Below are 14,507 nucleotides of genomic sequence, written 5' to 3'. Positions count from 1 at the left end.
GGGCTTGACCAACGACCCTTGATCGACTCAACTGATCGGCCTCTCGGCTTTGTTCGATCCTCAGGAGCACGCATCATGACGAATCGCTCTCTTCTCCGACGCTGTCTGGTGACCATGATCGGCGGCGTTCTGGTCGCCTCTCTCCCCGCGTTCGGGCAGGATGCGGAGGTTGATCGCCCGGACGGCGCGGAGATTCCCTCACCGGACCAGATCCGGCAGTTGATGACATCCGGGCGTCCGGGCGGGGGTGGCTCCGAGAGCGATCTCAAGCCGTTCGCCGAGGTGTCTCGCGACTTTGTTGAGGTGACATCCTCTGTGCAGGGTGATACGCCTCTCTTCCGGCTGTGGCGCCGCGACCGGGACCAGCAACTGATCGCCGAGCTGCCGCGCGGCTGGGAACGCCAGAAGCACTTCGTCGCGATGACCGTCTCCGGCGGCGACATCTGGGCGGGGCTTCAGGGCTCTTCGCGGTATGTCTACTGGAAGCGGTACGGCGACCGCATCGCGCTTGTGGTGCCCAACACCGACACGCGCTCGACGGGTGATCAGGAGTCCAAGTCGTCGGTCAACAACATCTTCACCGACCGGGTGCTGGTTGATGTTCCGATCCTTGCGATGGGCCCGAGCGGGCAGCCGGTGATCGATCTTGACAACCTGCTCGTGGGCGAGGGGTCGCGGTTCTTCGGCAACGCGATGGCGGGCGCGAACGCGCGGCTCGCGACGATCCGCACCGCCAAGACCTTCCCCGAGAACATGGAGATCGAGATCGAGGTGCCCGTCGCGGGAGGCCTGCTCAAGCGGTTCCATTACTCGATCAGTCAACTGAAGGACAACCCCGCGTTCAAGCCCCGCGTGGCGGACGAGCGGGTCGGCTACTTCACGACGGCGTATCGCGATCTCGGCAAGTTCAAGGAGGCGGACAAGTGGGTGCGGTACGCGAACCGCTGGCACCTTGAGAAGGCCGATCCCAATCGGCGTCTCTCGCCGCCGAAACGCCCGATCATTTTCTATGTCGAGCACACCGTGCCGATCCGGTATCGCCGCTGGGTGAAGGAGGGCGTCGAGTACTGGAACCAGGCGTTCGAGCAGATCGGGATCAAGGACGCGATCCAGGTGCTGTACCAGGACGAGGCGACCGGGGCCCACATGGAGAAGGACCCGGAGGATGTGCGGTACAACTTCATCCGCTGGCTCTCGAACGACATCTCGACGGCGATCGGGCCGAGCCGCGTGAACCCGATGACGGGCGAGATCATCGACGCCGACATCGTGCTGACGGACGGCTGGATCCGCGTCTTCTGGTACCAGGCCAACGAGTATCTGCCCCAGATGGCGATGGAGGGCTTCAGCCCCGACCTGCTCGCCTGGCTCGAGGGCAATCCCGCGTGGGATCCCAGAGTCCGATTCGCGCACCCCGCCGAGCAGGATCGGATGCTGCAGGAGCGGGCGCGGCGCGGCATACTCGCCTACGGCGGGCACCCGATCGCCAATGTCGACGCCAGCATGTACGGCGATGACGAGTTCGACGGGCTGGTCGGCACCAACATCCAGATGAACGGGATGTGCATGGCGGGTGTCGGCAAGGCCTTCGACATGTCGCTCATGCGGATGCAGATGGAACTGGAGGGCTCGCTCTCGAGCCAACCCCAGGAGAAGCCCAAGCAGTCGGTCGACGATCTGCCCCCCGAGGTTCGCGAGCTGATCAAGGCGCGGATCGCCGCGGCAAAGGCCGAGGGGAAGGAGCTTCCTCCCGAGGTGCTCGCGCTCATCGGTGACGAGCCGGAGCCGGAGCCCCCCGCTGCGGAGCCCGCGAAGGAAGAACCGAAGCGTGCGGCGAAGAAGAAGGACGAGGACCTGCTCGACGGGATACCCGAGTGGTTCGTCGGTCCGGCCCTGGCCGATCTGGTCGCGCACGAGGTCGGGCACACGCTCGGCCTTCGCCACAACTTCAAGTCGTCTTCGATCTACTCGATGTCGCAGATCAACAGCGAGGAGTTCAAGGGCAAGCGGACGTGGGTCGGCTCGGTGATGGACTACACGCCGGTGAACATCAACATGGGTGACGGCGAGGTGCAGGGCGATTACACGCCGATCGCCGTCGGGCCGTACGACATGTGGGTGATCGAGTACGGGTACGGCTTCGGAGACCCGAAGAAGGTGCTGGAGCGCGTTGCCGAGCCCGAGTTGGCGTACGCGACGGACGAGGACACGTGGGGCTCCGATCCGCTGGCCAGGCGGTACGACCTCGGGTCCGACCCGCTCGAGTTCGCGAACAGCCGCATGCGTCTGACCAAGCAGCAGCGTGCCGACATCATCTCGAAGTTCGTGAAGGACGGCGATTCGTGGTCCAAGGCCCGGCGCGGGTACGGCATCACGCTCGGCACGCAGACGCAGATGCTCTCGATGATGGCCAACTGGGTCGGCGGGAGCTTCATCCATCGCGACAAGAAGGGCGATCCCAACGGACGTGATCCGGTGGTGCCCGTTCCGGCCGAGCGCCAGCGGGCCGCGCTGAAGTTCGTCATCGACAACGCGTTCTATGACGAGGCCTTCGGCCTGACGCCCGAGCTGCTCACGAAGATGTCGCTGGACAAGTGGCTCGACGGTGGCGGCGGGATCTCCGGCATCGAGGATGTCCCCTACCCCGTGCACGATCGCATCATCGGCGTGCAGTCCTCGGTGCTCACGATGCTGATGAACCCGATCACGCTGCAGCGTGTCTTCGACAACGAGCAGCGCATCACCGCCGACAAGGACATGATCACGCTCCCCGAGGTGCTCAGCACCGTGTCGGCCGCGATCTGGTCCGAGGTCGAGTCGCCCGGGGCCGGCCCGTACACCGATCGCTCTCCGATGATCTCTTCGCTGAGGCGGAACCTGCAGCGCGAGCACGTCGAGCGCCTCATCAATCTCTCCATGCCCGGCTCGGTCGCCTCTCCGGCGTCGAGGACGATCGCCACGCTGGCGACGGCCAAGCTCCGCGACATGGGCGAGAAGCTCAAGGCCGCCTCCGGACGGGCGGGGCTCGACACCTACACGCGGGCCCACCTCTCGGAGACCGCGCTCCGCATCGAGAAGGCGCTCGACGCACAGTTCATCTACAACACCGACAGGATCGGAGGCGGGGCACCCCGCGTGATCATGTTCGGCCAGGAGGCCGAGAAGCCCAAGTAAGCGCACAACATCCCGCCCGGCCCTTTATGGCCCGGCGGCACGAAGTTCCGAGAACCCGAGGGGCACACCCCCTCGGGTTCTTCTTTGGTCCGGGTTCTTTCTGCCGTTGGGTGGACCGGCTCTCCGAGCCGATACGAGGCACGCTTGACCGCGAGGTCGTGGACCAGGACGGGAAGGTGTGAGGAGCGAGGGGTATACTTTCGGCCCTGCCGCCAGCGCGGCCGGGCACAGGGCACGCGGCAGCCGCCGCAAGTCCTTGTAGGACGGGCCAGTAGCTCAGTTGGTTAGAGCGCACCCCTGATAAGGGTGAGGTCGGCAGTTCGAATCTGCCCTGGCCCATTGACGGAGAATCAAACGCCGGCACACAACGCAGAAGTTGTGGGTCGGCGTTGTTCGTTTCTGGTGCCTCCCTCCGGGCTCAGCGAGCGATGACCTGCGCCGCATCATCAAGGATCGCGCGGGCCTCGGACTCGCTCGGTGCCTCGGCAATCAGGCGCATGATCGGCTCGGTGTTGCTCGCTCGAACGTGCAGCCACGCGCGCCGATCAACCCAGTCCACGCGCACGCCGTCCTGTAGGTCAATCGACGCCGAGGCGTATGCCTTGGCGATCTTCTCGATCGCGGGGCGCGCGGCCTCCTTCGATGCCAGATCCACCTTCCGTTTCTCGATCGCGTAGCGCGGCACATCGGCGACGATCGCCGCGAGCGACCGATCCTCGCTCGCGAGCAGGCCGAGCGTCAGGGCCATCGCCGCGAGCGAGTCCCGCACATACGTCACCCGGGGCCAGATCACGCCCCCGTTTCCTTCGCCCCCCATGACAGCCCGGTGCTGCTTCATCGCAGCGACCACGTTCGCCTCCCCCACCGCTGTTCTGACGACGCGTGCCCCGTGCTTTGCCGCCACATCATCGATCATGCGGCTGGTGGACAAGTTGGTACAGATCACCGCGCCCTTTGCATCCTCACCCATCGAGCCGAGCACCGCCAGCGCACCCAGCACCAGCGTGTACTCCTCGCCGATATAAGCACCATCGGCATCGATGATCGCGAGTCGATCGGCGTCGGGGTCTTGCGCGAAGCCGACGATGGCATGGCGCTCGGCGGTCGCCGCCGCGAGCCCTGTGAGGTTCTCGCGTGTCGGCTCGGGTGTGTGCGGGAAGATGCCTGTGGGCTCGCCGTGCAACTGGATGATCTCGGAACAGCCCAGCCGCTCCAGCAGGGCGAGCGCGCCCGGCGCGCCGGAGCCGTTCACCGAATCAACCACGACGCGATAGTGCCGATCCTTCGTTGTCACGGCCAGCCCGATCTCGTCCAGCGCGCGGATGACGGTCTCGACGTGCGTGTCGGTCGCGGTCTGGTCGATCGCGATCGAGCCGATCCGGTCCCACGCGACGGCGTCGAGCTTGGGCGCGTTCCGTTGGAACCGCTCCACGATCTTCGAAGCGGTCGTCGCGTCGGGCGCACAGGCGTCGATCGCCAGCGGCTCTGAAAGCCCCGGAGCGCGAACCAGGGCCTTCAGACCATTCCACTCCTGCGGGTTGTGGCTCGCCGTCAGGATCATCGCGGCATCGGCGTTCCGCGCATCGGTCAGCACGCCCGCCGTGGGCGTCATCGCCACACCCAGGTCGATCACGTCGCACCCGCACGAGGTCAGCCCGGCGATTGCCGCGGCATGGACCATCTGGCACCCCGCCCGCCCATCGCGTGCAAGCACCACACGCGGGCGACGACCTGCAAGATGCTCACCCAGTGAGTCGCGGAGCCAGCCGGCGAAGGCGCCGGCGTACCGGGCCGCGACGTCGTGGGTGAGCGAGGCGCCGACAATGCCGCGGCAGCCGCTGACGCCCAGCATGAGGGGCGCGTCGTTGGTGTGGTGGGTCATGGAACGGAGAGGATAGGAGGAAGTCGGGGTGTCGGGCTCAGCGCGGCGCGGCCTGATAGAGGTGGAGCGCGGTCGTGCCGTAGACGTGGGTCTCCGGACCGATGGCCCCTGGGATGGAGAGATCGATCTCGTTGCGCGGGGCTTGGCCAGTCGCCCGCGCGAGTTCCTCCTCAAAGGCCTCGAGCGCGGCGTCCGCGCTCGGATCCGAGAGGTCGATCGAGAGCTCGATCGGGGGCATCTCGGGTGGTGGCTCGCGGCGTGATCGATGACCCTTCGTGCGTCGCCCTGTCTGGCCGGCTCCTGGCAACGTGCGGTCGTCGCGCTCGGTCTCCGGCTCGTCTTCCGCCTCGGCGTTACGCGGCTCAATCGCTTCGACGAATGGCCAGGGCGTGCGATGGACGAGATACCCGCCCTCGTCGAGATGCGCGATGGCGCGCGCGAGCTGGTCTCTGGTGCGACGCCAACCGAGATCGTTGGTGACGACGGCGTAAGGCGGATCGAAGAACGCGACGTGCACCGGCTCGGGGAGACGCGCCAGGCAGGCCACGCCGAGCGCATCGCCGACAACAACCTGGCAACGGTCGTGGCAGCCGAGCGTGCGGATGTTCTCTTCGAGCACGCGGGCGACCTCGCGGTCGCGTTCGACGAAGGTGCAGTACGCCGCGCCCCGCGAGAGGGCTTCGAGCCCAACCGAGCCGGTGCCGGCGAAGCAGTCGAGGATGTGGGCATCCTCGAAGTGGCCCCGGAGGATGTTGAAGAGAGACTCCTTGACACGATCGGGGATCGGCCGCGTCATGGATTTCTCTGGGGGAGACTGGAGCTTTCTGGAGCGGTACTCGCCCGCGATGATGCGCATGGGGGAGTGTACGGCCAGCACACCGGGCGTTGCTCACTTGCTCGGTTTGCGCTGCTCGGCCCTGATCGCCTGCGTGCTTGCGAATGTCGTGACGGCGTAGGGGACGCAGTATGTGAGCAGGATCTGGAAGATCCGGAAGCCGGTGACATCCCCCTTGATGAGCGCGGGGACGTGGTTGATCGAGATGAGGATGGTCCCGACGACGAGCATGTAGGTGGTCGCGCGCCGGACGACATCGCGCCGCGTCGCGATCGAGAGCCATGTTGGTGTTTCGCCGTTGCCCACGAGAGAGGGTGCCGTCAGCGGACGGGTTCGATTGTTGCGGACATCGCGCCCGCGCAGGAGGCGATCAGGGAGTCCTTGCCGTAGGCGTGGATCTGTTCCTGCTTCAGTTCGGCGAGCTCTTTGTGGACGGTCGTGCAGATCACACGCCCGGTGGTATCGACTTCTTTGGCCATCTGGAATGCGGCCTCGAACGGCTTGCCGAACAGCTCCATCAGCATGCGGACCACGTACTCGTACGAGTGGTCGTCGTCGTCGAGGAGGATGACGTTCCAGAGTTTCGGCCGGTCAAGGCGAGGGGAGGAGGGGGCGGGGAGCACCGCGACACGGGTCTCCGCCTCGAATCCGGGCACGCTCTGCTCGTGGTCGTTCATCGATCGGATCATACTCCGCGCGATCCCGATTCCCCCTGGCATCCTGCGCGGAGGCCGCGCACCCCGATAATCTTGCGAGTTTGTCGCCCCCGCCCCTTGCCAAACGACATTCCGGAGGCACTTTGCTTCACAGGGTCGACACACGCGAATTCTGCGCCTAGTCTTGCGACTGAGTCTCAGTCTCAATTACACACCCAGAGCGATTGGTCTGCCAATCGCACGAAGGAGCGGACGGATGTTCAGAGCTTTCTATGCGGGTCTTGTCGCGGCTTCGGTCGCTTCTGGCGCGTCGGCCCAGGTTGTCGGGTTCGTGGAGGACTTCAACGCCGACGCCGCGGCGTGGCGGAACTTCAACAGCGCGAGCATCCTGGAGTGGGTGCCGGCGGGCGGCCCTGACGGGACCGCGTTCGCGCGGAGCACGTACAACCTGGTCGCGGCATCGGGGATGTTTCCGCCGATCGTGATTCGCGCCCAGTCGTCCTTCGTGCCCCCCTCTTCGAACGCGGAGTATGTCGGCAACTGGATCGAGGCGGGCGTCACGGGGGTTTCGTTCTCGTTCCGCCATGACCTCCCGGTGCCGATCTCGTTGACGGGACGCTTCGCGACGCCGAACAACATGCTCGGCGCGGCAACCGAGACGTCGTACACCGTCGAGCCCAATGTGTGGACGACGATCTCGTACGACCTGACCGAGGGGAGCTCGGACATCATCTCCTTCGGCGCGGGCTCGTACATGTCGATCTTCAGCAACGTCGGGAACATTCAGTTGGGCTTCAACGTTCCCGCCGGATACGCGGGACAGAACCTCAACGTGAACTTCGATGTCGACAACTTCACGATCGTCCCCGCGCCGGGCGCGCTCGCGCTGCTCGGCGTGGCGGGGCTTGTTGCTCGTCGCCGGCGGTGAGCGCGCGACGGCCCGTAACACGCTCTGCGGTTTCGCCCGATCTCTTCGCACCCCACGCCCCGCTGCGTGGGGTGCTTTGATATGTGCCTGCGAAAGTGTCGAAGCACAGCGAGGAGCACGCGATGCACGGAGTTCAACGAGCGGGGCGGTTGGCGGGCAAGGTCGCCCTGGTCACGGGCGCCGCCCGCGGGATCGGGCTGGGAATCGCGCGAGCGTTCGTCGCCGAGGGCGCCGCCGTCGTGCTGACCGACATACGCGACGATCTCGGACAGCGCGAGCGCGAATCTCTCGCGGGCACGCTCCCGAACGCGAGCGGATCTCGGGTTGTCTACCGGCATCTGGACGTGCGCGAGGAGCCCGACTGGATCGCCGCGACAGACTGGACGATCGCGACACTCGGTTCGCTCGACGTGCTCGTCAACAACGCGGGCATCACCGGCTTCGGCGCGGGCGATCTCGAAGGACTCGCACACCACGCGGGCGCCCACGATCCAGAGCACGCCTCGCTCGACACTTGGCGCGCCATCCACGCCACCAACCTCGAAGGCGTCTTCCTCGGCTGCAAGCACGCGATTCGCGTGATGCGCGCCGCAACAGGGCGCGGCGGCGAGCGATATGGCTCGATCGTCAACATCGGATCACGCTCGGGCGTGGTCGGGATCTCCGGTGCCGCGGCGTACGCATCAAGCAAGGGCGCGGTCCGCAATCACACTAAGTCCGTCGCGCTGTACTGCGCCGAGCAGGGTCTTCGGATCCGCTGCAACGTCGTGCAGCCCGCCGCGATCCTGACGCCGATGTGGGAGCCGCTCCTCTCGCCCGGGGGCGAGGCGACCACAGCCGAGGAGCGGGCCCAAGCGATGCAGTCGTTCGTGGGCGACACGCCCCTGCGCCGGTTCGGCACTGTCGGCGAGGTCGCGGCACTCGTCGTGCACCTGGCCTCAGACGAATCGGGGTACACGACGGGCGCGGAGTTCACGATCGACGGGGGGATCCTCGCGGGCAGCGCGGCGTCGCCGAAGTCGTGAGAGGCCGACACCGCGCCGGGTGTTGCAGCACAGCGACCATGAAACAAAGCACCCCGCGCCATCGGACGCGGGGTGCAATCTTTCAGTGATTGAAGGAGCAGATCTGCTCGTGCCTCACGCCGAGCGGCGGGGGCCGTTCGGCTTGCCGCCGCGGCTGTTGCCGCCTCGTCCGCCGCCACCCTGGGTGTTGAATGCACGACTCTGGCCGCCGGCATTCGGTCCGCTCTTGCGAGGGCCGCCGTACCCGCCACCGTTGCCGCCCTGAGTGCCGCCCTGTCCGCTGCCATAGCCGCCGGCGCGCTCGCCGCGCTGGCCGCCGGACGGAGCGCCGGCACCGACGCTTCGAGATCCGGGCTTGCCGCCCGTCGGTCCGCCCTTGTACGCGCCCTTGTGGGGCGGCTTGGAGTGGCCCGGGCCCGGCTTTGCAGGGCGGCTCGTGTGCGTGGGCGTGCCCGCGTTGTGACGCGGCGCGTGACCACTCGCGGGCGTCGTGTGACGCCTGGCGGGTGTCGAACTGAACGCGTCGCCCGCATCGGACGCGGGTGGGTCGTACGAGACGGTGTGCGTCACGTTGCTTGTGTTGTAGGTGTGCGCTGTGGCCTTGCCGGGGGCGCGGGGGCCGCCCTTTGAAGACCCGTCGAACGGCCCATCGTTGCGATCACGATTCGTGCGCTCGGCGAAGCGGTCGCGGCTCTTGTGCGAGGTTCCGTGGCTCGGCGCGCCGTGTGCCGAACGCGGCCCGGGACGCGCGCCGGAGCGTGCATCGCGGGGCTGGAACGAGCGCTCGCCCCTGGGCTTGGACTCGAACGTCCGCTCGCCGGGGCCGTTGGGATTGAAGCCGTCCTGCTCGCGTGCGGCGTACTCGCGTGCGTCGGAGACCCGCAGTTCCTGCTGGACGCCCTCGACCGACGGGAGCACGGTGGTGGCAATGCGATTCTTGATCAGGCGCTCGATCCCCTTGAGCAGCCCTTTCTCTTCTCTATCGCAGAAGGAGATGGCAACGCCCGTCGCGCCGGCCCGCCCGGTGCGTCCGATGCGATGGACGTAGGCCTCGGGCTCCATGGGGAGATCGAAGTTGATGACGTGCGAGATGCCGTCCACGTCGAGGCCGCGTGCCGCCACGTCGGTCGCGACAAGGACACGGGCCTTGCCTGCCCTGAAGAGATCGAGGGCCTTCTTGCGCGCGTTCTGGGCTTTGTTGCCGTGGATGGTCTCGGCGCGGACGCCGGCGAACTGGAGCTTCCGGCCGACCTTCTCTGCGCCGTGCTTGGTCTTGGTGAAGACGACGACGCGCGACATGGCGCGATCGCCGAGCAGCAGCGTCAGCAGCGCCTGCTTCTGGGCGCGATCGACGTGATACAGCGACTGCTCGATCTTCGGGGCCGCGGAAGCGACCGGGTTCACCGCGACGCTCACCGGATCCTTCAGCAGCGAGTCGGCGAGCTTGCGGATCTCGGGCGGCATGGTTGCCGAGAAGAAGAGCGTCTGGCGATCAGGCGGCGTCTTGGACGCGATCAGGCGGATGGGCTGGATGAAGCCCATGTCGAGCATGCGGTCGGCCTCGTCCAGCACGAGGATCTTCACCTCGTCGAGGTGGGCCTTGCGCTGGTCCATGAGATCGATGAGGCGACCGGGCGTGGCGATGATGATGTCAACGCCGTCGCGCAGGGCCTGCACCTGGCGGAGCTGCGAGACGCCGCCGAAGATCACGGTCGAACGCAGGCCCGACTCCGATCCGTAGACACTGAACGAGTCGCGGATCTGGAGGGCGAGCTCACGCGTGGGTGAGAGGATCAGCGCGCGGGCCTTGGCCGGGCCGCGCCGCGACCTGTCGATGGGCATGTCCATCAGGCGCTGGATGATGGGGAGGGCGAACGCGGCGGTTTTGCCGGTGCCGGTCTGGGCGCACCCGAGCACGTCCTTTCCTTCGAGAACGTGGGGGATGCACTGGGCCTGGATGGGTGTAGGGGTTTCGTACCCCTCCTTCGCAAGCGCGCGCAGGATGGGCTGGGAGAGACCGAGTTGTGCGAATGGCATGGGGACCGATGGCTTTCTTGTCGCGAGGACAGTTCACGCGGCGGATCAGGCCGTAAGGGTTGGGACGCGGCGGTGCACGGATGTGCGAGTCAAAGAAGCCGCGGGCCAGCAGGGATCCATTGGTGAACTGAGGGCTGAAACGTCAAATCGCGAATGGAGCTACCGGCAGATCGATCAGATCATAGGACCGAAGTCCGTTGCCCATCACGCGACAGCCGCAAGAAGTCTCCGCAAGGGTCCGCATCGAGTTATTCAGGGGGGGTGTGGCGAGTCCTGCGCGATACGCTGGGTGACCGAGCGACCGAGCGACCGAGCGACGGAGCGACGGAGCGACGGAGTGACGGAGTGACGGAGTGACGGAGTGACGGAGGCGATCATGGCCGGGCACGAGTTGAAGTGTGTGGATCTTGATGCGGCGTTCGCAACATTCAGCGAGCACTGGTCGCCGCGCGTGGTGGCGGAGCTCAACGGGCAGCACGTGAAGCTCGTGAAGTTCAAGGGTGAGTTTGTGTGGCATCACCACGAGCACGAGGACGAGATGTTCCTGGTGCATCGGGGAAGGTTTGTGATGGAGTTTCGGGATCGGCGCGTGGAGGTGGGAGAAGGGCAGTTTGTGGTTGTGCCGCGGGGCGTGGATCATCGGCCGGTCGCGGCGGACGAGGTGGAGGTGATCCTGTTCGAGCCGGCGACGACGCTGAACACGGGGAACGTGGAGAACGAGCGGACGGTGCGGGAGTTGAAGAGGGTGTGAGGGCGAGCGAAGGAGCGCGGGGCGAACGGCCAGCCAGTGTTTTCCACAGGGTTGCGGACCGGCCAGAGGGTTGGCATACTGATATGCATGGCTGCTGTACCACACCCCAGTCCGAGACGAGTTGGTCCGCGACATTTGCGCGCGGCGATCTCGATCGGTATGGCTGTTGTCGCGGTTAGCGGGCTGCTCGCCGCTGTCGCGGCCGTGGGATCTGGAAGAAAGCAGCCGGGTTCGGTTGCAACAACGATTCGTGCGACTCCCGCGGTGCAGCCCAACGGCCCAGCCGCGAGTGTTGGAAGTGAGCCCGCTCAAATACACCCGGCAACCTTGGATGAACTGCTCTCGCTCACGCCGGATGAGTTGTCGAGGGTCGACCTCGCATTGATGAATCTGCTCTGTGCCGAAGGGCTGCCGGGATCGGAGGGGCTGAGCATCCCATTGATTCTCAAGACGCTCGACCAGTGGGCCGAGCGTGTGCGGCTGGAGACGCTGGCATATGAGCCCAGGTTCCGCCGCAATCCTGCGGAGAACTTCAACTCGGAGGCGGACTTCCGGATGCTCACGCTGGTCACGGTGCTGGAGCGCGACTTGGGGGTCCGCTACAACCCGAAGCGCGTGAGGGATCCTGATTTCGGCTCGTCGAAGGATCTCTTCATCCACGGGCTTGTGGACAGCGACAACGGCGGCACATGCGCGTCCATGCCGGTCCTGAATGCCGTCATCGCGAGGCGGCTTGGCTACCCGGTGCGGCTGGTCCAGGCCAAGGAGCATCTGTTTTCCCGGTGGGACGATCCGAAGGGCGAGCGGCTCAACATCGACAGTGCCGGCATGGGCATGAACACGATGGACGATGCGTTCTATCGGGAGTGGCCCAAACCGATCAGCGATGAAGAGGTTGCGAATGGCCACTATCTCAAGTCGCTAAGTTTTGAGGAAGATCTTGCTGTCTTTCTGGCGGCGCGGGGACACTGCCTGTTCGATCACGGGCGGTTTGAGCAAGCGCTCGACGCGCATCGCGAGGCGGCGCAGCGGATGCCGACGCCGGACTACTTGATGTTTGCGAAGCGGACCGAGGAAGTGGTGGCGGGGCGACTTGTGCCGGTGAGGGAAGATGGCTCGCCAATCGTACGGTCGGGGCCGAAATGACGTTCTCTGGCGCTATGGGTTTGGGTAGACTGCGGCTGCTGTACGAGGAGGACACGATGACGATTTCAAGAACTGTCGTCTTGTTGTGCGCGTTGCTCACGCTGGTGCTGGGAGCGACGATCGGTCCCGATTCGGCTGGTGCGAACCCGATCCCGAAGCACGGGCGATATCTGCAGCGCGACCCCAACGCGAGCGGGCAGGTCGTTCTGAACGACGCCACGTGGTTCGACGGCGCGGCCCCCATGGTCGATCCGTCTTTCGTGGCCATGCGAGAGGTCTATGCCAATGGGCTGAACCTCTACACCATGCTCGGCAACAACCCAGTCATGCATCATGATCCGCTGGGCCTGTCGTGGGATCCCTTCGACATGGTCGAGGCGATCATCTTCGAGCATGAGGTGAGCAAGCGGGTCGCGCTTATGACGCTCAAGGCACGCACGAGCGATCCGGAGATGCTGCGAGCCATCCGCAGCTACGAGCACGGTGCCTTCAACTTCATGATGGACTTCGCTTGGGACAGGGATGTCGGCATCCTGTTCAGCATGGTTGGGGGGACGTTCTTCGCGCGGGCGTGCTTCGAGGAGGGCACGCTGGTCTGGACGGACGAAGGCCCCGTGCCGATCGAGAAACTCGGGTTGGGCGATGAGGTCTTAAGCCGCCCTGATCCAGATCTCGAGCCCGGTGAGGCGTTTGAGGTGCCGATCGAGCCGGGCTCGCTCTCTCTCGTGCGGCTGCGATATGCCCACTCCGACGGGAGCACCACGACCATCGAGACGCTGCGGCCGACTTCCATGGTCGCGGCACAGGGATTGGCCGCGGGCCGCACGCTGCCGATCACGGTGCTGGAACTGGGCATCGCGGGAGAAGCGGAGGTGCTCGGGATTGAGGTGTACGCGGAGCAGGTGCGGGCGGATGTGCCGGTGGTGACAACGCGGTTCGTGACGGATGCCGCGGCGGTGGTGGATCTGTACCTGGAGGGCGAGGAGCAACCGATCGGGGTGACGCCGAACCATCGGGTGTACTCGGTGGACAGGGGAACGTGGGTCGAAGCAGGTGAGTTGCGGGCGGGGGAGCGGCTGGGGTCGGCCAAACAGGATGGAAACGCGGACGAGAGGGGGGACGGCCCGGGCGTTCTGGTGGTCGCGCGGGTGGAGCCGCGCGAGGGAAGGGTCGCGGTCTACAACCTTGAAGTCAGCAGGTACCACACGTACTTTGTGGGCGAGCCGGGCGTGTGGGTGCACAATGAGTGCACGGTAACATACTCTCCGCGTATCGCACAACGTATGCGTGAAGATCCTGGAGGCATGCACAATTTCCCATTCAGCTTTGATAGACACGTCATCGATACGGGCACAAGAACCATTGGCAAAGACGGTTACAATCAATACACACTCATCGGTACCGCTACGTCAGGGAAGAGTGGGGCAAACCTCAATGGAGTATATGAAATAGGTGGTTTCTGGACGGATGATGTCTTCGAGATTACACACAGGTTCTTCCGACCAAAGAAGTAGTAGTACGTCACGATGGACAGTGATCACATCGAGTTCCTCAAGACTTCAGATTATGCCGTGTGTTCGGCATCGCCTGGCATCGACTGTCGCACATTCAGCTTTGATCAGGGCGGGGTTGTGCCCAGCATCAAGGATGGAACGTATCTGATGTTTACAGCCGACGCCGCGATCGCATGGCTTGGGTGCTTTGGGGATGGCCTCACCACATTCTCGTGTGTCGTCGAGACATTCTCTCCGTTGCATTGCTGCGTGGTAGCCGGAGGTCAATGCTATCTGGTTGACGTGAAAGAGCCAACGGGAACTATCGCGATACCTGGCGGTGACGTCGTTGAGTGTGTCAGGTGCCCCGAGTATGAGTTGGTGCTTCTTGTATCTTTGATTGATATCACTGGCATGCAAAAGGATGGCACATGGTGGCGCAGCGAGCGGGTTGCGTCGGATGAGATACGAAACATTACAATTGGCGAGGGCGTCGTTCGCGGCGAGGGCTGGCGCGCTGACGCGGGAGAATGGACAGCGTTCATGATCGATGCCCGAACCGGACGAAGTGTTTGACTGT

12 protein-coding genes and 1 tRNA gene are annotated in these 14,507 nt (G+C 65.2%); 8 read left to right on the top strand and 5 right to left on the bottom strand.

Annotation, left to right across the window (positions count from 1 at the left end):
• Positions 1–75 precede the first annotated feature (75 nt).
• Positions 76–3,174 carry a zinc-dependent metalloprotease gene (locus KF838_13420; GenBank protein ID QYK47776.1) on the top strand — a complete coding sequence of 1,033 codons (3,099 nt, stop codon included), beginning with the start codon at positions 76–78 and terminating at the stop codon, positions 3,172–3,174.
• Between the two features lie 265 nt (positions 3,175–3,439).
• Positions 3,440–3,513, top strand: a tRNA-Ile gene (locus KF838_13415).
• Between the two features lie 79 nt (positions 3,514–3,592).
• On the opposite strand, the gene KF838_13410 is transcribed toward KF838_13415, so the two are convergent.
• The 4 genes from KF838_13410 to KF838_13395 are packed head-to-tail and all read right to left on the bottom strand — an operon-like array spanning position 3,593 to position 6,568.
• Positions 3,593–5,056, bottom strand: coding sequence for a hypothetical protein (locus KF838_13410; GenBank protein ID QYK47775.1), 1,464 nt, complete (start codon positions 5,054–5,056; stop codon positions 3,593–3,595).
• 37 nt (positions 5,057–5,093) lie between these two features.
• The gene (gene rsmD / locus KF838_13405; GenBank protein QYK47774.1) at positions 5,094–5,912 is read right to left on the bottom strand and encodes a 16S rRNA (guanine(966)-N(2))-methyltransferase RsmD; all 819 of its coding nucleotides are present in this window, start codon (positions 5,910–5,912) and stop codon (positions 5,094–5,096) included.
• Between the two features lie 33 nt (positions 5,913–5,945).
• Entirely contained in the window at positions 5,946–6,197 is a 252-nt protein-coding gene (gene nrtS / locus KF838_13400) for a nitrate/nitrite transporter NrtS (GenBank protein ID QYK47773.1), read from the bottom strand.
• Positions 6,198–6,211: 14 nt separating this feature from the next.
• Positions 6,212–6,568 carry an ATP-dependent Clp protease adaptor ClpS gene (locus KF838_13395; protein ID QYK47772.1) on the bottom strand — a complete coding sequence of 119 codons (357 nt, stop codon included), beginning with the start codon at positions 6,566–6,568 and terminating at the stop codon, positions 6,212–6,214.
• A gap of 235 nt (positions 6,569–6,803) precedes the next feature.
• Between KF838_13395 and KF838_13390 the strand changes: the two genes are divergently transcribed.
• Together KF838_13390 and KF838_13385 are read left to right on the top strand one after the other, a co-directional pair.
• Positions 6,804–7,475 (top strand): hypothetical protein, encoded by a 672-nt coding sequence (locus KF838_13390; GenBank protein QYK47771.1) that lies wholly within the window; start codon positions 6,804–6,806, stop codon positions 7,473–7,475.
• A gap of 122 nt (positions 7,476–7,597) precedes the next feature.
• Positions 7,598–8,500, top strand: a complete 903-nt coding sequence (locus KF838_13385) for an SDR family oxidoreductase (GenBank protein ID QYK47770.1) — start codon at positions 7,598–7,600, stop codon at positions 8,498–8,500.
• Between the two features lie 114 nt (positions 8,501–8,614).
• On the opposite strand, the gene KF838_13380 is transcribed toward KF838_13385, so the two are convergent.
• Entirely contained in the window at positions 8,615–10,537 is a 1,923-nt protein-coding gene (locus KF838_13380; GenBank protein QYK47769.1) for a DEAD/DEAH box helicase, read from the bottom strand.
• A gap of 361 nt (positions 10,538–10,898) precedes the next feature.
• Between KF838_13380 and KF838_13375 the strand changes: the two genes are divergently transcribed.
• The 4 genes from KF838_13375 (at position 10,899) to KF838_13360 (ending at position 14,503) form a co-directional block, all read left to right on the top strand.
• Entirely contained in the window at positions 10,899–11,288 is a 390-nt protein-coding gene (locus tag KF838_13375; protein ID QYK47768.1) for a cupin domain-containing protein, read from the top strand.
• 327 nt (positions 11,289–11,615) lie between these two features.
• Positions 11,616–12,434, top strand: a complete 819-nt coding sequence (locus KF838_13370; GenBank protein ID QYK47767.1) for a hypothetical protein — start codon at positions 11,616–11,618, stop codon at positions 12,432–12,434.
• Between the two features lie 56 nt (positions 12,435–12,490).
• A complete protein-coding gene (locus KF838_13365; GenBank protein ID QYK47766.1) occupies positions 12,491–13,948 on the top strand; it encodes a hypothetical protein in 1,458 nt (485 codons plus the stop codon).
• Positions 13,949–13,960: 12 nt separating this feature from the next.
• Entirely contained in the window at positions 13,961–14,503 is a 543-nt protein-coding gene (locus KF838_13360) for a hypothetical protein (protein ID QYK47765.1), read from the top strand.
• The last annotated feature ends 4 nt before the right edge of the window (positions 14,504–14,507 follow it).

The sequence above is a fragment of the Phycisphaeraceae bacterium genome (assembly GCA_019454185.1).
GTDB lineage: Bacteria > Planctomycetota > Phycisphaerae > Phycisphaerales > UBA1924 > JAHBWV01.
Note: the sequence above shows the minus strand (reverse complement) of the source record. Positions and strands in the feature narration are given on the sequence as shown.

Excerpts from the sequence above, each read along its gene's own strand:
- KF838_13420 (QYK47776.1), top strand. The coding sequence starts at position 76 with ATGACGAATCGCTCTCTTCTCCGACGCTGTCTGGTGACCATGATCGGC.
- KF838_13410 (QYK47775.1), bottom strand. The coding sequence starts at position 5,056 with ATGACCCACCACACCAACGACGCGCCCCTCATGCTGGGCGTCAGCGGC.
- rsmD (QYK47774.1), bottom strand. The coding sequence starts at position 5,912 with ATGCGCATCATCGCGGGCGAGTACCGCTCCAGAAAGCTCCAGTCTCCC.
- KF838_13395 (QYK47772.1), bottom strand. The coding sequence starts at position 6,568 with ATGAACGACCACGAGCAGAGCGTGCCCGGATTCGAGGCGGAGACCCGT.
- KF838_13390 (QYK47771.1), top strand. The coding sequence starts at position 6,804 with ATGTTCAGAGCTTTCTATGCGGGTCTTGTCGCGGCTTCGGTCGCTTCT.
- KF838_13385 (QYK47770.1), top strand. The coding sequence starts at position 7,598 with ATGCACGGAGTTCAACGAGCGGGGCGGTTGGCGGGCAAGGTCGCCCTG.
- KF838_13380 (QYK47769.1), bottom strand. The coding sequence starts at position 10,537 with ATGCCATTCGCACAACTCGGTCTCTCCCAGCCCATCCTGCGCGCGCTT.
- KF838_13365 (QYK47766.1), top strand. The coding sequence starts at position 12,491 with ATGACGATTTCAAGAACTGTCGTCTTGTTGTGCGCGTTGCTCACGCTG.
- KF838_13360 (QYK47765.1), top strand. The coding sequence starts at position 13,961 with ATGGACAGTGATCACATCGAGTTCCTCAAGACTTCAGATTATGCCGTG.